Raw genomic sequence first — 18,340 nt, forward strand, 5'->3', positions numbered from 1 at the left:
ACCGGGCGTTCGTCCCGCCGTTGCCAGCGCCTTCAGGGCATTGATATCTTTCCGCGTGCACATCCCCCGGGGCTCGACCGCGGCTGCCTCACCGTGGTTGGCCGGCCCGCCGGGCGACGCCGACGTCGACCCGGAGCCGTCCTCGCTGGGTCAGGCCCTCCGCGGGTTCGCGACCCGCACGCTCACCGAGTTCGTGACGCGCTACACGCCGCGCTTCCGGGTGCCCCGCGTCTTCGCCGGGTTCCCGGTGCAGGCGGACGTGCACGCCGACCTCGCCCACGTCCTCGGGCTGCTGCACGCCGGCGGGGTGACCCGGCTCGCCGGCACGCCGCTCGACGACGCGTTGCTGACCGTGCTCGGCGCGGTCGACGGCGAGCGGACCCACACGTTCGCCTCCTACCGGGTGGCGGAGACGCTGCGCCGGTTCGGCCCGTGGGCGGACAACGCGCTGCTCCCCCGGCTGCCGCCGGAGCGGCGGGAGCACCTGCGGGCCGCCGTGGACACCGGTCCGCACGAGAGCTGGCTGGACGCCCGGACGCCGCGTAACTACGCGGCGGTGCTGGCCCGGTGCGAGCACGCCCGGGCGGAGCTCGGGCTGCCGGTGGACGCCGCGACGCTGGACGACCTGGTCCGCCGCACCCGCGACCTGATCGAGGAGACGCCGGGTCGGCAGTTGGACGACTCCACCGACGACTCCGGCCGGTTCGACATCTACGGTCCGGCCCTGTATCCGGTCGCCGAGCCGCTGGCCGCCCGGATAGGCCCGGCCTGGGCGGCGGGCGCCCGCGACGCGCTCGCCCTGGTGGATCTCGTGGTGACCGACAGCGGGAGCGCCGTCGCCTGGGGCCGCTCCGCCGGGGCGCTGGCCCGCTGCCTCACCGTCGAACTGGCCGGGCTGGTCGCGCGCCGTCCCGAGCTGTCCCCGACCGGCCGCGACGAGTGGGCGGCCCGGGCCCGCGACGCGTTCGACGCGCTCCGCCCCTGGTTCGACCAGGGGTTGGTCCAGGCCCACCGGTACCGGTCGACCTACGCGTACCGGGGTCCCGCACGGCGGCTCCAGATGACCCTCGACTGCCTCGGCAAGCTGCTGGACGCGGCGAACTCGCTGGACTCCGTCCCGATGCCGGGCCCGACGCCCCGCCGGCCGCGCGACGCGGTCTTCTTCTTCGACCGGGCCCGCCACGCCGGCGTCTGGTCGTACCGCTCGGCGCAGACCGCGTTCGTCCTGCCGCTGGTCGGGTCCACCGTCTCGGACTACCTGCCCGCCCCGCAGTGGCCCGGCCTGTTCGAGGTGCCGGTGGACAGCGCGCTCGCCACCGGCGTGCCGGTGGCGGTGCGGGACGGGCGTACGGTCGTGCCCGCCGGCCGGCCCGACCGGGTGGTCCACCGGCCGGGTGGCCTGGAGGTGGTCCACCACCGCTGGCAGGAGCCCGGCCGGCGGCAGACGCCCGCCGACCTCCCGCCGGTGCCCGCGACGCGTCACGCCCGGTACGAGGTGCGCGGCCGGACCCTGCACGTGCACGAGGAGCTGCGCTTCGACCGGCCGCCGGAGGCGGTCGCGCTCCAGGTGACGGAGGCGGCGGCCCGGCCGCTGCGGGTCGAGTTCGGCGTCGGCCCGGCGGACGTGGTCACCACCGTCGAGGTGGCGGGCGTGTCGGCCTACCGCAGCTACTTCGGCGAGCTGCCGGTCGTGCACCAGGTGGAGGTGACGCCGGCCACCCGGATGGCGTTCACCTGGTCGGTGACGCCCAAGCTGCGGGTGGCCAGCTCGGCGTACGGCCACCACTACGACGCCCTGCTCTACGGTCCGCTGCGGGACCGGGTGCACGAGGTGGCGCTGGGCCGCGGGCAGCTCGACCGGCACCGGGAGATCCTGGCCGACGTCGACGTGTTCCACCTGCACTGGCCGGAGCGGCTGCTCCCGGCGGAGCTGGCCGGGCACCTCGCGCTGATCGACGCGATCCGGGACAGCGGGGTACGGCTCCTGCTCACCCAGCACAACCTCACGCCGCACGACCGGCAGCCACGGTGGCGGCCGGTCTACCAGGCCTGGGCGGCGGCCGCCGACGGCGTGGTGCACCACAGCGCGCGCGGCCGGGACCGGGCGCGCGACGTGCTGCCCTACCCGGACGATGCCCGCCACTGGGTCGTTCCGCACGGGCACTTCGGCGACCTGATGACCGACATCCGCGCCGACGACCGGGCCCGCACCGAACGGGAGTACGGCCTGCGCCCGGGTGCGCTGCGGCTGGGCGTGATCGGGGCGCCCCGCCCGGAGAAGGACACCGCGCTGGTCATCGACGCGGTGGCCGCGTCCGCCCGCGACGACATCGAGCTGCTGGTCCTCTCCGGCACCCCGGAGCTGCCCCGGTCACCGGACCCCCGGATCCGGGTGGTGCCCTACGACCTGGTGCCCCGCCGCGAGTACAACCGGCGGCTCGCCGCGATCGACGTGCTGGTGCTGCCGTTCCGCGACGGCGAGATGCTGGCCACCGGCACCGTGGCCGACGCGATCGGGCGAGGGCTGCCGGCGCTGGTGTCGCCGTGGCCCTTCCTCACCGAGATGCTCGGCGGGTCCGCCATCCCGTACGGCCGCACCCGGGAGGACCTGACCCGCTGCCTGGACTCGCTGGACGACGCCCGCCTCGACCGGGCCCGCGCCGCGAGCGGGCGGCTACGCGCCACGTACGACTGGGCCCGGGTGGCGGAGTCGCACCTCGCCGCGCTGGAGTCCCTGGGTCCCGCGAAGCTCTGAGGAGAGTGGATGACCGACCAGACCACCGACCGGACCGCGTCGCCGGACCACACCGTCGACCACCCGGCCGCGCTGCGCGTCGCCGCCGCCTCGGTGGCGGCCCGGGCCACCCACGCCCGGCCGTCGGCGCGCCCGGTCGACGCCAGCTACCTCGACGAACTGCGCCGCCAGCCGCCGGTGGAGTCCGGGCTGGCCCGGCTGCCGGACGAACGGACCCGGATCGGCTTCGTGATCGTCCGCGACGCCGTCAACTTCGGCTCCGGCCTGCACCCGCACCTGGTGAAGCTGCCCGGCCTGTCCGGCGCCCGGACCATCGGCCAGCTCCTGCTCGACCGGGTGCGCCGGGACGGCGTGCCGACCCCCGCGTACCTGGCCGGGCTGGACGGGCGGGCCTGTGCGGAGATGTTCGGCCAGCCCACGCGGGGTCCGGCGTTCACCCTGATGACCATGTTCGCCACCGCCTGGAACGAGCTGGGCGCGTACACCGGGGACCGGTTCGGCGGGGAGTACCCGGCGCTGGTGGAGGAGGCCGCCGGGTCGCCGACGGCGATGGTGGCGATCCTGGCCGGGATGCCGCACTGGCGGGACGTCTCCCGCCACGGCGACCTGGACGTGCCGTTCCACAAGCGGGCCCAGCTCGCGACGTACGGCCTGTCGTTGTGCCACGACCCCGGCGGCGCGCGACGGTTCACCGACCTCGGCCGGCTGACCGCGTTCGCGGACAACCTCATCCCGCACGTGCTGATCGAGGACGGGCTGCTGGAGATCGACGCGGAGCTGGCCGACTCGCTGCGGGCCGGCCGGCCGTTGGCGCACGGCAGCCCGGCGGAGGTCGAGCTGCGGGCCGCGGCGGTCGAGATCTGTGAGCGGCTGGCCCACCTGGCGGCGGCGGCCGGCGACCCGGTGCACCCGGTGGAGCTGGCCAGCCTGCTGTGGAAGAAGGGGCAGCAGCCGCGCTACAAGGCCCGGCCCCGGCCCCGCAGCGTCAGCTTCGCCTACTGAGGAGGACGCGGATGCTTCCGGCCGCCCTGCTGATGCGCGCGGACCTGCCCGACCAGCTCTTCACCCCCACCAGCCGGGCCCGGCTGGACCGGCTGGTCAGCCTCCCCCCGGGCCCCTGGACCGGCTGGTCCGACGCCACCCCGGCGGCGCTGCGCCGCACCGAGCTGTTGCTGACCGGTTGGGGCTGCCCACGCCTCGGCGTGGCGGAGCTGGCCGCCATGCCCCGCCTGCGGGCGGTGGTCCACACCGGCGGCTCGGTCAAGGAACTGCTGGACCCGGCGGTGTGGGAGCGCGGCGTCCGGGTCACCACCTCGGCCCGGGCCAACGCGGTGCCGGTCGCCGACTACACGGTGGCGATGGTGCTGCTGGCCGGCAAGAACGTCCTCGCCGCCGCCGACCGCTACCGGCGCAGCCTGGACCGCCGCGCCCTGCTCACCGGTTACCCGGCGACGGGCAACGCGGACCGGACGGTGGGCCTGGTCGGGGCGTCCCGGGTCGGCCGGCTGGTGGCGGCCCGCCTGTCGGACCTGGGCTTCCGGCTGCTCTGCCACGACCCGTTCCTGGACCCGGACGACGCGGAGCGGCTCGGGGTACGCCCCGTCGAGCTGGCGCACCTGCTCCGCGAGTCGTCGATCGTCAGCCTGCACGCCCCGCTCACCCCGGAGACCGCCGGGATGATCGACGCGGCCGGGTTGTCGCTGCTGCCCGACGGCGCCACCCTGATCAACACCGCCCGGGCCGGGCTGCTGGACCAGGAGGCGCTGCTCGGGCACCTGCGTACCGGCCGGCTCTCCGCCGTGCTGGACGTGACCGACCCCGAGCCGCTGCCGCTGGACCATCCCCTGCGCGCCCTGCCGAACGTGCTCGTCACCCCGCACGTCGCCGGCGCGCAGGGCAGCGAGCTGCGCCGGCTCGGCGACCAGGCGGTGGAGGAGGTGGACCGGTTCGTCCGCGGCCTGCCGGCGGCGGATCCGGTCCTGGCGGAGCGGCTGCCGTTCCTCGCCTGAGCCGGGGGCGCCTGAGCCGGGATCGCCTCAGCCGTCCAGCTCCGCGCGGTACTTCCAGTAGCGCCGGCCGAACTCGCTGAAGTCGGGGAACTCGTCGGTCCAGAACTTCTTCGGCCCGACGCAGTGCACCAGGGACGCCTGCGCCGGGTCACCGCCGTAGACCGGCTCCAGCCGCCAGCCCATCATGTGGTTCCACCGGTGCGACAGCCGCAGCCAGCGTCCGAACAGGACGTGGTTCAGCGCGTCCTGGTCGGGGTAGCGCGCGGCGTCCGCGTGCCGCTCGATGTAGTCGAGCGCGCGGCCGGTGACGTCCGCGTCGCGCCACCGCGCGAGGTCGATCAGCAACATGCCGGAGTTGAAGTAGGGCGCCTGCGGGTCCAGCGTGGCCTCCTCCCGCAGCCCCGGGAGCGCGCCCCCGTCGGCCAGCCGCCGGGTGTACGCGTCCCGCACCGCACCGACCACCGCCTCGCCCAGCGCGACGTCGGCGAGCCCGGCCAGCGACCCCGTGCAGAGCATGTCGCAGTCGAGGTAGACCAGCCGGTCCAGCTCGACGGGCACCAGCCACGGCAGGAACAGCCGCAGGTACATGCCCTGGGAGATGTGTCGCGCGCTGTCCCGGGTGGACAGTGGCAGGTGCGCGACCCGGTCCACCGGCCGGAAGCGCACCTCGCCGCGGTCGCCGACCTGCCGGCGGAGCGCGTCGCGCAGGTCCGCCCCGAGCTCGTGATCGGTGACCAGCCAGAAGGTGGGCGTCGCCAGCGCGCCCTCGCGCAGGATGCTCTCGATGAGGACCCGTGCGTGCGGCACGTACGCTTCGTCGAAGCCGAGTCCGAAGTGCACCGCGTTCCCATCGTCGTCCGGGCGCGCCCGGCGGTGGCGCCGCTGCCAGCTTCGGGCACGGTGGCCGGATTGCCAACCCCGCACGACCCCTATCCGGCAGCGACGGGAGCCGATGTCCGACCCGCCGGCCGGTAGGCTCGCCCGGTGGTGCCCTTCCCCGTTTTCTGGTGCTTCGCCCTGCTGTCCAACACCGCGGCGTCGGCCCAGTGGGTGAACATCGCCTGGGCGCTGGGCGACAACCGCCTGCCGGCGGCGGTGCTCGCCGTGTGGCAGATCTCCGCGCTGCTGGGCACGATCCCCGGTGTGCTGCTGGGGGCGCGGGCGGCCCGCCGGCTCGGACCCGTCCGCACCCTGGTGTGGTCGTCCGCGGTCGAGGCGGCGAGCTGTCTGGCGGTGGCCGTCGTCGCCTGGGACACCGGCGACGGCCTGTCCACCCGCCGCGCGCTGCTGGTGGCGGTCGTCTGCTCGGTCACGCCGTTCGCGGTCGGCTTCGGCGGCCCGTCCTGGCTGGCCCTGGTCGGCGCCTGGCCGGGCAGCGCGAGCCGGACCCGCCAGTTGCTGCTGGACAGCATCCAGTTCCAGCTCGGCCGCACCGCCGGGCCGCCGGTGGCGGCCCTCCTGATCGCCACCGTCGCCCATCCGGTGCCGGTCGCGGCGGTGGCCAACTCCGTCACCTTCCTCGCCGTCACGGTGATCATGCTGGCCGCGGCGCGTACGCCCGGCGTCGGGCCGCCGCCGCCCCGGCCGGCCGACGCGCCGACGGCCCGGCTCTCCTGGCGGCTGTTCGGCTCCACCGCCGTGCTCGCCGCCGCCGGATACGCGCTGGCCAGCGACACGTCCCGGCTCTACGTCGCCCGCCTCATCCGGGGCGCCGACCTGCCCGCCGTGGTCTTCTCGGTGACCGTCTCGGTGGTGGCGCTCACCGCCGCCGGCGCGGCGGCCGTGGCTGCCCGGCGGCGGATACCGGACCGCCGGCTGGCCCAGCTCGGGCTCGGCCTGCTCGCCGTCGGCCTGCTCGTCTGGGCGACCGCGAGCACGCTCGGCGTACCGGCCTGGATCGTCGGCGGGGCGCTGGTCGGCGCGTCGCTGCCGCTGGCGCACGCCGCGCTGACCTCGCTGGTGATGGGCGAGGCCGGCGACGCGGACCAGGCGACCGGGGCCGCGGTCACGATGGCGACGAACACCGGCGCGGTGGCGCTCGGCAGCACCGTGGTCGCCCCGCTGGTGAGCCCGCTCGGCCCGCTGGTGTTCCTGCCGCTGGCCGCCCTGGCGGCGATCGCGCTGGCCCGGGTGCGCCGCCGCTACCGGGCCGACGCCCCCGCGCCGCCGCCCGCCGTACCGGTGCCGGCGGGCGGCGTCAGCGCCGGAGGCAGTCCGCCAGGTCGGCCGCGATGACGGCGGCGCCGCTGACCGGGGCGCGCAGCGCCACGGGGAGCGGCCGGTCCCGCTGGTCGGGGTGCCGCCACGCCTCGGCGAGCGCCGCGCCGAAGGCCGGATCGGACAGCACCCGCTCGTTGAGGTCGTGCACCGCCCGGACCCCGTCGCCCTCGGGGAGGTCGGCCCCGATCGGGCGGTACGCGTCGTCCAGCACCCGCCAGGCGGGGCCCAGCTCCGTGCCGTGGTGGCGCAGCAACCGGCGCAGGTTGAGCACCTGCGAGTAGTTCTCCGGCGGCAGCGGCAGCATCGGACGGCCGAGCTGGGCCAGTTCCAGGATCGTGGTCAGCCCCGGGGGTGCCAGGACCGCGCCGGCCCGCCGGAACAACGCGAGCGCCGCGTCGTGGCTGAGCGACCGGGCGTCGACCCCGGCGAAGAGGTCACCGAACCGGTCGATGGCGCCTGCGCTGGTGAGCACCACCGGCGGGCCCGCCGACGCGTCGGCGACCAGGCGCAGCACCTGCGCGAGGTAGACGTGTTGGCGGCCCGGGTACGGGTTGAGCAGGCCACCGAGGCTGGCCACCCACGGCGCTCCGGCGCGGTCCGCCGGCCCGGCGTCGGCGGGCTCCGGCCCGACATCGGTGATCGGCGGGACGGCCCGGACGTTCGGCACCCCGGTGCGGGCCATCACCTCGACGGAGTCGAAGAGATCCTGCACCCAGTAGCGGCGCACCGACCGGATGCCGGGGAAACCGGCGAACGAGTCCGGCCGCCACATGTAGGCCAGGCTGTCGACGCAGAACACCGGCAGCTCCGGCGCCAGGCGGGCGGCCAACGGCCGGTGCATCACCACGATCATCGCGTCCAGGGTCGGCCGCAGCTCACCGCCGACCTGCTCGGCCTCGTGGACGCTGCCGGTGTCCACGACCCGGGCCGGCAGCCCGGTGCGCCGGAGCAGCTCCAGTCCGAGGCCGCTGGACACGAACGTCCAGCGCACCCCGTCGCCGAGCCGCCGGTGGACAGCCTGGGCGACGGCGACGGCCTTGCTCGCCGGCCCGTAGCCGAACGGCAGCGCGTACAGCCCGAGTCGCAGCGGCGTGCCGCCCGGGCCGCTCATCCGATCGTCCCGGGCGTCCGGGCGGGCACCGGGGCGCCGGCGCCGACCGGGTCGGGACCACCACCGAGGCTGCCCAGCAGCGCCCGGAGTGAGCGGTCGAGGCTGAACCGCTCGGCGACCCAGGCCCGGCTGCCCGCCGGCACCTCCGGCGCGTCCAACGCGTCCCGCACCGCCGCGGTCAGCGCGTCGAGGTCTCCCACGGGCACCGCGACGGCCGCCGGCCCGACGGTCTCCGGCAGGCCCGCGTCGGCGTACACGACCGTCCGCGTGCCGCTGGCCTGCGCCTCGATGGAGACCATGCCGAACGGCTCGCCGACCGACGGCAGGACCACCGCCGAGGCCGCCGCGAACAGGCCGGCCACCTCGGCGGGGGACGACGGCGGCGGGACCAGTCGGACGCCGGGCAGCCGGCGCAGCCGGTCGCGGAACCCGGCGGTCTCCGGGTCGAGCACGCCGGGGGTGACGTCGGTGACCCGCAGCTCCACCCCGAGACGACCGGCGACCGTCGCCGCGTCGGCCAGGCCCTTGTTCGCGACGAGTCGTCCCGCCCACACCACGTGCCGCCCCTTCTCGACGCGGGGCTGCCCGACGAACTCCGCCGCCACGAACGGGGTGACGACGTCCACCCCGGCGGCGACCTCGGCCTCGATCAGCCCGGCCAGCCACCGCGAGCAGGCCTGCCGCGACGGCGCGCCGGCGATGGCCGCGCGCAGCGCCCCGGGGTCGGCGGCGGGCGGCCAGACCCGGCCGGGCGTGAAGCACGGCGGGTTGTGCATCATCAGGCCGGCCTGGGGGAGGTACGGCAGCCAGTGCGCCTCCTGGTGCAGCGAGACGAGATCCATCCCGGCCACCACCTCGGCGGCCTCCGCCGGGCTGCCCACCGCGTGCTTGCGGACCCCGGCCAACCGGTGCGCGTGCGCGGCGAACGCCTCGTCGAGGTCGTCGGGCACCGTGTCGTAGACGGCGACGACGTGCACGTCGTAGCGCCCGCTGAGCGCCTGCGCCCAGCCGGCCATGACGTTGGAGATGCCCCCCACCCGGAAGCCGGACGGGTAGTGGCCCATGCTGACGAACGCGATCGATCCGGTCGAAGTGTGCACCGGGTCCCCTCCCCGAGGGCTCAGTAGACCATCCCCATGGCGTCGCGGACCTCGGCCAGCGTGGCGTCGCCGACCTCGTTCGCCCGACGGTTGCCCTCGGCCAGGATCGACCGCAGGTAGCCCTCGTCGGCGGCCAGCTCCGCGCGCCGGCTGCGGATCGGGGCGAGCCGTTCGTTGACCGCCTCGGTGACCACGGCCTTCAGCCCCGCGGCACCGGCGCCGGCCAGTTCGTCGGCGATGACCTCCGGCGACCGGCCGCTGCTGAGCGCGGCGAGCAGCAGCAGGTTGGCCACCTCGGGGCGGCGTTGCGGCTCCCAGGTGATCGTCCGCTCGCTGTCCGTGACGGCCCGGCGGATCAGCTTGGCCGTGACGTCGGCGCTCATCGCCAGCTCGATCGCGTTGCCCCGGGACTTGCTCATCTTCTGCCCGTCCACGCCGAGGATGCTCACCGCCTCGGAGAGCAGGGCGTCCGGGCGGGGGAACACGGCGTGCCGCTTGTCGGCCCGGCCGTAGATCTCGTCGAACCGGCGGGCCACCACCCGGGTCTGCTCGACGTGCGGCAACTGGTCCTTGCCCACCGGCACCAGGTTGGCCTTGCAGAACAGGATGTCGGCGGCCTGGTGCACCGGGTAGGTCAGCATCAGCCCGGACATGGGCCGGCCGTTCGTCGCCGCGAGCTCCGCCTTCACCGTGGGGTTGCGGCGCAGCTCGGCGTCGGTGACCAGGGCGAGGAACGGCAGCATCAACTGGTTGAGCGCCGGCACGGCGGAGTGGGTGAAGATGGTGCAGCGGCGCGGGTCGAGCCCCACCGCCAGGTAGTCGGTGACCAGCGACAGGACCCGCTCCCCCACCGGGCCGACCGCGTCCCGGTCGGTGATGACCTGGTAGTCGGCGATGATGACGAACGTCTCCACCCCCGCGTCCTGCAACCGCACCCGGTTCTCGAGCGAGCCGAACAGGTGACCGACGTGCAGCCGGCCGGTGGGCCGGTCGCCGGTCAGCACCCGGAATCGGGACGGGTCCTCGCGCAACTCCTGCTCGATCGCCAGCGACCGCTTACGGGCTGCCGCGAGGGAGGCGTTGTCCGACCCGCCGTCGGCCGGATCGTCCGAACCCGCCGCGGCCGGTGGGTCCATCAGCGAGCTGTCCTGCGCAGCGTGCATGAAACGGCAAGCCTCTCTCGTCACCGACGGCCGGGCGCGCCGTCCGTCCCTTTCGTACCGGGAATTGTAGGTGTTCAGTCGACCGCCGGACCGGACGACCCGAGCGCCGCGAGGAAGTCCGCCCGGGTGTAGGCGCCGTGGCGCAGGGTGCGCCGGAGCAGTCCTCGACGGACCAGACCCCGGTAGTCGGCGCTCAGGTCGGGAAAGCGCTCGCTCCAGCGCTGCCACAGGTAGGCGGCGGTGCGCAGGCCGTACCCCTGCATCTCCGGCGCGGCCTGGAGGAAGGCGGCGGCCTCCGGCTGCTCGAACAGCTCGGCCAGGTCCGCGCCGGTGATCCGGCCGGCCGCGAAGCGCCCGACGGCGTGCAGGTACCCGGCGCCGTCGGGGAACGGCATCTTGACCCGGTGCGCCAGGTGGGACGGGAGGAACTCCTCCGCGACCTCCCGGAGCGCGACCTTCTGCCGCACCGGCCGCACCGAATGGTCGATCTTGCGGTCCGGCGGCAGGGCCCGCGCGTGGGCGATCACCGCCGAGTCGAGGTACGGCACCCGCGCCTCGACGTGGTGCGCCATGGCGCAGCGGTCCAGCCGCAGGCACTCCCGCGCGCCCAGGTCCTGCTGCTCGAACCGCATCCACGGCTCGACCATGGCCGGTGGCAGGTCGGCGTAGAAGCCGTAGCCGCCGAACAGCTCGTCCGCACCCTCGCCGGAGAGCAGCACCTTGACCCCGGCGGCGTGGGCCAGGCGGGCGGTGAGCCAGGTGCCGACGCCGCCGAGCACGGTGAAGACGTCCGGGCTGACCGTGTGCGTGACGACGGCGTCGAGCAGGTCGGGGATCTCCGTCTCGTCGAAGATCACCTCATGGTGGTCGGCGCCCAGGTGCTCCGCCACCTCCCGCGCCGCGTCGAGGTCGGGGCTGCCCTCGATGCCGGCGGTGAAGGTGCTGACCCGGCCGGCCTCCCGCGCGGCGATCGCGGTCAGCAGCGAGCTGTCCAGGCCGCCGCTGAGCATGCAGCCCCACCGCACCTCGGTCGGGATCTGCTCCCGTACGGCGGTCACCACCAGGTCCCGCAGCGTCCCCTCGCGCGGGCGGGGCTCGATGGCGACGACCTCCCCGCGCGAGGACCACACGGTCCCCGGGGCCACCCGGCAGGCGAACGGTCGCAGCTCGGCCGGAATGGTCTCCGGGGTGCTGCTGACGAACGTGGACCCGCCCCCACGCGCCACGTACAGCGGCTTGATCCCGATGCCGTCCACTGCCACCACCAGGACGTCCTGCTCCACGTCGTAGAGGCAGACCGCGTACATGCCCTCCAGGTGGTCGGCGAAGCGCAGCCCGTACTTCTCGTAGAGGACGCCCACGACGTGGCCGTCGTTGCCCGACGGTGGGCGCACCCCCAGCTCGTCGAGGACCCGGCGATGGTTGTAGACGGCGCCGTTGAACGCCACCCAGGCCCGCCCGCCGGGCGAGCGCAGCGGCTGGTCCCCGTGCGCGACGTCGGTGATGGCGAGCCGGACCACCCCGAGGGTGAACCGCGGGTCGTCGAGCACGGCCGTCGCGTCCGGGCCGCGGTGGCGCATGCCGGCCAGGGCCGCCTCCACGGCGGCCCGGTCGGCGGGGAAGGCGGCAGCTATCCCGCACATGGGACGGTTCCCTCTCTCGTCTCCTCCGACCGGCGCCCCGACCCGCCGGTGATGGTCACGCCGGCCGCCGGCCGGCCGAGGTCGGCGACGAGGTGTCGCCGGCGGTGCAGGTAGTCGAGGTACCCGTCCAGGGCCGGCCCCTCGAAGGTCGGGACGACCACCAGCCGGGGCGGTGTGGGCCGGTGGACCAGGTGCCGCCGCAGCTTCGCCGAGACGGCCGCCTCCAGCGCAGCCAGTTCGTCGTCCCCCGGATCCCGCTCCGGCACGCGCAGGAAGAGCACGTCGTAGAGGAGGCCGAAGCGGAGGCTGCCGGTCAGGCAGTCCTGGAGCGACCGCGTCTTCGGCTCCACGAACCCGCCCGGCAGCTCGGAGAGGAGCGCGGTGGTCACCCGGGCGTTGGCCGGCGTGCCCAGCATGGACAGCGCCGGCAGCGCGTACGTGGTCAGCTCCTGGTCGAAGACCGTGCCACCGAGCTCCACGAACAGGTGCTCCGGACGACCCGCGTCGACCCAGGCCCGGTGCAGGGTGAGCAGGAAGTACCGGCTGAGGTGCGGTACGAAGCTGAGATGTTCCCAGTCGGTGCCGCCGAACTCGCGCAGGAACGAGAGCAGGACGTCGCCGCCGAGGATCTGGTTCGGCCAGCCCATCACGGTGTCCGGCAGGAACCGCCGGTAGGTGGCCAGGTCGTCGTTCGGCGAGGGGTGGTTGCCGCGCTCGTTGGTGTTGAGGATGCCGTCGAACTTGACCACCGTCGCCGGGCCGGGGGCGATCGCGGCCAGCCGCGCCACCAGTTGACCCTTGCCGATGTCCGAACGCGGATGGCCCAGCAGGACGAACACCTGGCAGCCGGCGAAGTCGACGTGCCGGAACGCCTCGTCCAGCCGGTCGGTGACCGGGGTCGGTTCGCTCAACGGCCAGGTGCCGGTCATCGGTCGGTTCCTTCCTGGACGGTCCGGGTGTGCGTGTCGACCCAGCCGAGCGCGCGGGCCCGGGTCACGTCGTACCGCAGGTCGCGGGTGGCGCGACGGATCCCGTAGCGGAGGTTGGGCCACCGGGCGGGCCGGCCCCGGGCCCGGGCGGCGGACCAGGTCAGCAGACCCAGCGCCGCGTAGGCCGGCCGTGGCACGGGCAGCACCCGCAGGCCGGGCGCGTGCCGGCGGCACCAGGCGCGGGCGAACGGCAGCGCCGGCGCCGGTCGGACCGGCGCGGCGTGGTACACCGCCGGGCGACCGTCCTCCACCGCCCGCCGGACCAGGTCGGCGACGTCCGCCGTGTGGACGAACGGCAGGTGGTTGCGGCCGGCGCCGACCAGCAGGCCGACCCGGCCGACGGTACGGACGACCGGCGGGGTGCGGTCGTCGAAGAGGATCCCCGGGCGCACCACCACCAGGTTCACGCCGAGCCGTTCCGACGACTCGCGCAGCCGGCGCTCCAGTTCGATCTTCATCGCCGGGTACGGGTCCAGCACCTCGGCGGCGTCGGCCGGTGACCGCGTCTCGGGCAGCGGATCCGTGCCGACGCCCGGGTCCAGCCCGTACACCATCACGCTGGACACCTGCACGAAGGTCCGGACCCCGTTCGCGTGTCCGTGCTCCATCAGCCGCAGCGCGGCGTCCAGGTTGTCCCGCCGGTAGTCGGCCGGCGGGTGCGGGGCGAACCGGAAGGCGCAGTGCACCACCGCGTCGACGTCCCGGGTGAGGTCCGCCGCCGTCGCCGGATCCGCCGGCGTGCCCTGCCGCACCTCGACCCGCCGGCCCGGGGCCGACGGCACCGGACGCCGGTGCTTCAGGGCGCGGACGTCGTGCCCGGCGTCGGCCAGGGCCGCGACGCAGGCCCCACCCAGCCGGCCCGCGGCGCCGGTCACCAGGACGCGCATCAGCCGACCGCCACGCGGTCGCGGGCGAGGCGCAGCACGTGCCCGGCGGTCACCAGGTCGGCCCACGGGTCGCCGGTCGAGCTGAAGACGGTCGTGCGGGACGCCAGGTCGGCCGGGACGTCGGCGAGCAGCGTGCCGAGATCCGTCGCGTCCCGGTGCGCCGGGCCCGCCTCGGCCAGGGCCAGGTCGAGATCCTCCACCAGGACCAGGTGCTCCCGCAGCAGGTCGGCGGCGACCTCCCGGCGGTCCGCCGCGTGCGCGCCCATGCAGTTGACGTGCACCGGCCCGGCCGGCAGCCGGGTGACAAGCGGCTCGGCCGAGCCGGTCGCGGTGCAGATCACGTCGCGCCCGACGAGCACGTCGTCCGGCCCGTCGGCGACCTCGACCGGGCACCCCGGGCCGACCAGGCCGACCGCCCACCTGGCGAACGCCTCGGCGTTTTCCGCGCGGCGGCTGGCGACCCGGACCGACGCGATCGGCCGTACCGCGATCGTCCCCCGCAGTTGCTGCCGGGCCAGCACCCCGCTGCCGATCAGGCCGACGTGCAGCGGCCGGGAGGGGGTGCAGACGTCGGTCACCAGCGCGGTGACCGCGGCGCACCGCAGGTCGGTCACGGCCGCACCGTCCAGCACCGCCAGCGGTCGCCCGGTCCGGGTCGACATCACCACCGAGAGCGCGTGGATCGCGGGCTCCCCCGCCGGCCGGTCCGGCACCAGCGCGGCCAGCTTCGTGACGAAGAGACCGTCCCGGGCACTGACCGAGGGCATGACGCCGAACATCGCCGGCGGGTCCGCGGTGGTCACCGTGGTTCGCAGCGGCGTACGCGCGGCGGCGCGCCGGCCCTCGGCGTACCCCTGGCGCAGCTCCTCGACCAGCGCGGGCAGGTCGGCCGCGTCGGTGACCGCGTCGCGGTCGAGCACCAACGGGACGAGACCGGTCTCCCCGCTCACGCCGCGCCGCTCCCGTCGGCGCACGGGATCAGCGCGCTGCGGGTGAAGGTCATGACCGGGGTGCCGTCGGACTTGAGACCGCGGGTCCGGAACGTCACGACACCGGTGCCGGGGCGGGACCGGGAGAGGCGCTTGGCCACCACCTCGGACTCGGCGGTGAGGGTGTCGCCGACGAAGACCGGCGTGGTCAGGCGGATCTCCTCCCAGCCGAGGTTGGCCACCGCCCGCGCGCTGGTGCCGTTGGTGCTCATCCCACCGACGATGGCGAGCGTCACCAGGCTCGACACGACGGGACGGCCGAACTCGGTCTGCTCGGCGTAGGCGGCGTCGATGTGCAGGGGGTGGGCGTTGAGGCTGAGCAGCGACATCCAGATGTTGTCGGCGTCGGTGACGGTCCGGCCGGGTCGGTGCTCGATGACGTCACCGACGTCGAACTCGTCGTAGTAGAGGCCCCGGGACTCGCGGTACCGCCCCGGCGAGACCTCGGTGAAGGCGCGCGGCGGCCTCACCGCGACCGCCCCGCCCGCGCGAGCGTGCTCTCGGCCTGACGCAGGAACGGCGGCCCGAGCATCCGGCCGTCCATGGTGATGATGCTCGCCCCGGTGCGGCGGAACTCCCCCACGATCCGGTCGGCCCGGTGGACGTCGGCCGCGCTGGGCGTGAACACCTCGTTGATGGCGTCGACCTGCCCGGGGTGCACGGCCACCTTGCCGGTGTAGCCGAGGCCGGCGGCGCGACGGGCGTCGGACTCGAGCGCGACGGCGTCGTCGAGGTCGAACGTCGGCCCGTCCACCGCCTCGATCCCCGCCGAGCGCGCGGCCAGCGCGACCCGGGACCGGGCCATCAGCAGTGGCTCCCACTCCATGGCGGTGCCGGTGTCGGCGCAGAAGTCGGCCGCGCCGAAGGTCAACGCCACGAGGCGGGGACGGGACCGGGCGACGGCCATCGCGTTCTCCAGCCCGGCCGCGGTCTCCAGGATCGCCCACAGCACGGTGTCGATCCCCGCGCCGGCCAGGACCTCGTCGACGAGTTCGACGTCGTGCGGCGACTCCACCTTCGGCAGCACGATCATGTCCGGGGCGGTCCGGGCGTCGAGCACCATGTGCAGGTCGCGTACGCCCTCCGGGGAGCGGAGCGGGTTGACCCGCAGGCTGTAGCCGGCCGGCACCTCGGCCGGGTCGAGCATGGCCACCGCCTGCCGCGCGCCGTGCTTGGCGTCCGCCGGCACGGAGTCCTCCAGGTCGAGCAGGTTGATGTCGGCGGCTCCCGCGGCGCTGCCGAGGAACCGTTCCATCCGGGTGGCCGGCGTGACGAGCAGGCAGCGACAGATCCCGCGGGACCGGCTGCGGGGCACGCCCTCGACGAGGGTCATCTCGGGTCCCCGGCGGCCACCGCGCCGTCGGCCCCCACCAAATGGGGCACCACCCAGTCGACGAGCAGGTCGACGAAGCGGCGCAGGTCGTCCTCGCGGAGGTTGGCCCGCATCATGACGCGTAGTCCCTCGCGGCCCCGGGAGGTCACCGGGAAGTAGACCGGCGCGCAGTAGAAACCCTCGGCCAGCAGCCTGCGGGACAGGTCCACGGCCAGGTCGCGGTCGCCCACCGGGAGCGCCCGCACCGGCAGGATGCTGCCGGCGGACTCGCTGGGCACCCGTGAGTCGAAGTAGTCGAGGTTGGCGCGCAGCCGGGTCTGCAGGACGTTCAGCTCCGGGCCGGCGTGCAGCCGGGCGGCGGCCAGGACGCTGCCCATGTTGGCGACGCTCGGGGACTGCGACCAACACATCGGCCCGGCGAACGTGTTGACCAGGGCGGGGTCGACGGAGTCCGGGAGCATCACCACGCCGCCGGAACACCCGAAGCCCTTCTCCAGCGACCCGGTGACGAGGGTCAGGTCGTTGAGCCGGTCCACCGCCGACCGGATGTAGCCCTCTCCCCGGTCACCCATGACGGAAATGGCGTGCGAATCGTCCATCCACAGAAAAAGGCCGTACCGGTCCTGGAGCTGCAACAGGCCGTCGAGATCCGCCAGGCCGCCCATGGAATAGGCTCCGTCGGCGACGTAGGCCACCCGTCCGTACTTCTTGCACGCGTCCTCGACGAAGTCGAGGTCGTTGTGCGGGGCCACCAGCACGGGCGCCTCGTCGGCGCAGATCGGCTTCACGTAGTCCATGCAGAAGTGGCTGCGCTTGTCGAACACGGTGACCCGGGGGCGGCCGTCGATGAGATGCCCCGAGGACACCAACGGGAGCAGTCCGGCGGTCGCCACGCTGCACGAGATCGCCAGCAGACACTGCGCCCGCCAGATCTCGGAGAGCTGGTCCTGGGCCTGCCGCAGCACCGACGGCCGCATCCGGGTGGGCGTGATGCCGAGGCCGACGCAACCCTGGGCGGTCAGGGCGTCGATCGCCCCCTGCACCACCGCGGGGTGCGTGTTCAGCCCGAGGTAGGAGTAGGAGCTGAGGTTGAGGAACGAGCGGCCCGTCTCCGGGTCGTGCAGGGTGCCGTCGGGCCGGCAGTCGAGGTGCAGGTTGATCAGACCCCCGCTCTCCGCCTCGCGCCAGTTGCCCTGCGACAGACGCATCATCTTCGCGGTGTCGCGGAAACGGTGGGGACCTTCGAGGCCGGCCGTGCCGGAATCGTCCGGCACTGTTTTCGCGGCAGGCTCCGCGACCGACGGACCGCTCATGCTCCCACTCCTTCAGGGGTTGCCGCGTACGAAAATAGGGGTCGCGACGCACGCGATAAGGGTCGGATATAGGGGTACGAATTCAACAGTGCCGTCACCACGTGGGAAGCACTCGGGATGCAATTATCATAAAGCCGGTGCCAGCGTATACGGAATTGAATCGCGCGCAAGCATTGACTTGCGACAGTAGATCGGATAAGAGATGACGAATCACCGGGGGGACCCGCCGCCGGTCGCCGGCCCACCGCGCCGCTGCGACAACACGAGCGTCGGCGTGCTGATCGCCGATCCGGCCGGGCGGCTGTTGCTGCTGCGCCGGGCCACCCCGCCGGTGGGAGTGGCCCCGGTCGCCGGTCACGTGGACGACCACGGCACCCCGGCCGACGCGGCCCGCCAGGAGGTCGCCGAGGAGGTGGGCCTGACCGTCCGGACGCTGGACCTCGTGGCGGAGGGTTGGCGACCCAACGCCTGCCGCCGGCCGGCCGGCCCGCGGGGCACGGGCCACCACTGGTTCCTCTACCGGGCGGTGGTCGCCGGAACCGTCCGGCCGGATCCGGCGGCGGCCCGCGAGGTCCGCTGGCACACCCCGGACGAGGTACAGGACCTCGTCCGGCGCACGGTGGCGTACGCGAGCGGACACGTCACCGCGGAACTGTTCGCCGACGCGCCGGGCATCGAGCCGGTGTGGGTGCGGTTCCTGCACGACCTGGCGCTGGCGGACGCGCCGGCCGGGGATCTCGCCGCGGTGGACGCGCTCGCCCGTGGACGGGGCCCCGACCCGACGGCGTGACGATCGCCGCCAGGGCGGGCCGCTGGTACGTTTCGGGT

The 18,340-nt window shown here is 74.7% G+C and carries 16 protein-coding genes; 5 read left to right on the forward strand and 11 right to left on the reverse strand.

Annotated features, from left to right (window positions below):
* The first annotated feature begins 55 nt into the window (after positions 1 to 55).
* From ACZ6O5_RS22025 to ACZ6O5_RS22035, 3 genes are read left to right on the forward strand one after another with little or no spacing between them, the layout of a single operon-like run.
* Complete coding sequence (locus tag ACZ6O5_RS22025) at positions 56 to 2,755, forward strand: hypothetical protein (RefSeq protein ID WP_465979684.1); 2,700 nt, start codon at positions 56 to 58, stop codon at positions 2,753 to 2,755.
* Between the two features lie 9 nt (positions 2,756 to 2,764).
* Positions 2,765 to 3,757, forward strand: a complete 993-nt coding sequence (locus ACZ6O5_RS22030) for a queuosine salvage family protein (protein ID WP_465979686.1) — start codon at positions 2,765 to 2,767, stop codon at positions 3,755 to 3,757.
* Between the two features lie 11 nt (positions 3,758 to 3,768).
* On the forward strand, positions 3,769 to 4,764 hold the full coding sequence (locus ACZ6O5_RS22035) for a hydroxyacid dehydrogenase (protein WP_465979688.1): 996 nt from the start codon (positions 3,769 to 3,771) through the stop codon (positions 4,762 to 4,764).
* Positions 4,765 to 4,791: 27 nt separating this feature from the next.
* Here ACZ6O5_RS22035 and ACZ6O5_RS22040 read toward each other — a convergent pair whose 3' ends face one another.
* A complete protein-coding gene (locus ACZ6O5_RS22040; RefSeq protein WP_465979690.1) occupies positions 4,792 to 5,604 on the reverse strand; it encodes a glycosyltransferase family 8 protein in 813 nt (270 codons plus the stop codon).
* 147 nt (positions 5,605 to 5,751) lie between these two features.
* Here ACZ6O5_RS22040 and ACZ6O5_RS22045 point away from each other — a divergent pair, with 147 nt between their 5' ends.
* Positions 5,752 to 6,999 carry an MFS transporter gene (locus tag ACZ6O5_RS22045; RefSeq protein WP_465979692.1) on the forward strand — a complete coding sequence of 416 codons (1,248 nt, stop codon included), beginning with the start codon at positions 5,752 to 5,754 and terminating at the stop codon, positions 6,997 to 6,999.
* Here ACZ6O5_RS22045 and ACZ6O5_RS22050 read toward each other — a convergent pair.
* The 10 genes from ACZ6O5_RS22050 to ACZ6O5_RS22095 all read right to left on the reverse strand — a co-directional run bounded on the left by ACZ6O5_RS22050 (position 6,962) and on the right by ACZ6O5_RS22095 (position 17,512).
* Entirely contained in the window at positions 6,962 to 8,095 is a 1,134-nt protein-coding gene (locus ACZ6O5_RS22050) for a hypothetical protein (protein ID WP_465979694.1), read from the reverse strand. The genes ACZ6O5_RS22045 and ACZ6O5_RS22050 overlap by 38 nt on opposite strands.
* Positions 8,092 to 9,195, reverse strand: coding sequence for a glycosyltransferase family 4 protein (locus tag ACZ6O5_RS22055; protein ID WP_465979696.1), 1,104 nt, complete (start codon positions 9,193 to 9,195; stop codon positions 8,092 to 8,094). Before ACZ6O5_RS22055 ends, ACZ6O5_RS22050 begins: the two co-directional genes overlap by 4 nt.
* A gap of 20 nt (positions 9,196 to 9,215) precedes the next feature.
* Positions 9,216 to 10,358 (reverse strand): tryptophan--tRNA ligase, encoded by a 1,143-nt coding sequence (gene trpS, locus ACZ6O5_RS22060; RefSeq protein ID WP_465979698.1) that lies wholly within the window; start codon positions 10,356 to 10,358, stop codon positions 9,216 to 9,218.
* Positions 10,359 to 10,432: 74 nt separating this feature from the next.
* The gene (locus tag ACZ6O5_RS22065; RefSeq protein WP_465979700.1) at positions 10,433 to 12,001 is read right to left on the reverse strand and encodes an asparagine synthetase B family protein; all 1,569 of its coding nucleotides are present in this window, start codon (positions 11,999 to 12,001) and stop codon (positions 10,433 to 10,435) included.
* Positions 11,989 to 12,930 carry a P-loop NTPase family protein gene (locus tag ACZ6O5_RS22070; protein ID WP_465979702.1) on the reverse strand — a complete coding sequence of 314 codons (942 nt, stop codon included), beginning with the start codon at positions 12,928 to 12,930 and terminating at the stop codon, positions 11,989 to 11,991. The genes ACZ6O5_RS22065 and ACZ6O5_RS22070 overlap by 13 nt, the downstream gene beginning before the upstream one ends.
* Entirely contained in the window at positions 12,927 to 13,877 is a 951-nt protein-coding gene (locus ACZ6O5_RS22075; protein WP_465979704.1) for an NAD-dependent epimerase/dehydratase family protein, read from the reverse strand. Before ACZ6O5_RS22075 ends, ACZ6O5_RS22070 begins: the two co-directional genes overlap by 4 nt.
* Complete coding sequence (locus ACZ6O5_RS22080; RefSeq protein WP_465979706.1) at positions 13,877 to 14,827, reverse strand: ornithine cyclodeaminase family protein; 951 nt, start codon at positions 14,825 to 14,827, stop codon at positions 13,877 to 13,879. Before ACZ6O5_RS22080 ends, ACZ6O5_RS22075 begins: the two co-directional genes overlap by 1 nt.
* Complete coding sequence (locus ACZ6O5_RS22085; protein WP_405090465.1) at positions 14,824 to 15,336, reverse strand: MaoC family dehydratase; 513 nt, start codon at positions 15,334 to 15,336, stop codon at positions 14,824 to 14,826. Before ACZ6O5_RS22085 ends, ACZ6O5_RS22080 begins: the two co-directional genes overlap by 4 nt.
* Positions 15,333 to 16,199, reverse strand: a complete 867-nt coding sequence (locus ACZ6O5_RS22090; protein ID WP_465979708.1) for an HpcH/HpaI aldolase/citrate lyase family protein — start codon at positions 16,197 to 16,199, stop codon at positions 15,333 to 15,335. The genes ACZ6O5_RS22085 and ACZ6O5_RS22090 overlap by 4 nt, the downstream gene beginning before the upstream one ends.
* On the reverse strand, positions 16,196 to 17,512 hold the full coding sequence (locus ACZ6O5_RS22095; protein ID WP_465979710.1) for an aminotransferase class I/II-fold pyridoxal phosphate-dependent enzyme: 1,317 nt from the start codon (positions 17,510 to 17,512) through the stop codon (positions 16,196 to 16,198). Before ACZ6O5_RS22095 ends, ACZ6O5_RS22090 begins: the two co-directional genes overlap by 4 nt.
* A gap of 202 nt (positions 17,513 to 17,714) precedes the next feature.
* Here ACZ6O5_RS22095 and ACZ6O5_RS22100 point away from each other — a divergent pair, with 202 nt between their 5' ends.
* Positions 17,715 to 18,302: an NUDIX hydrolase gene (locus tag ACZ6O5_RS22100; RefSeq protein ID WP_465979712.1), complete on the forward strand. Its 588-nt coding sequence runs from the start codon at positions 17,715 to 17,717 to the stop codon at positions 18,300 to 18,302.
* Positions 18,303 to 18,340 lie beyond the last annotated feature (38 nt).

The organism is Micromonospora sp. NPDC049201 (assembly GCF_055586805.1).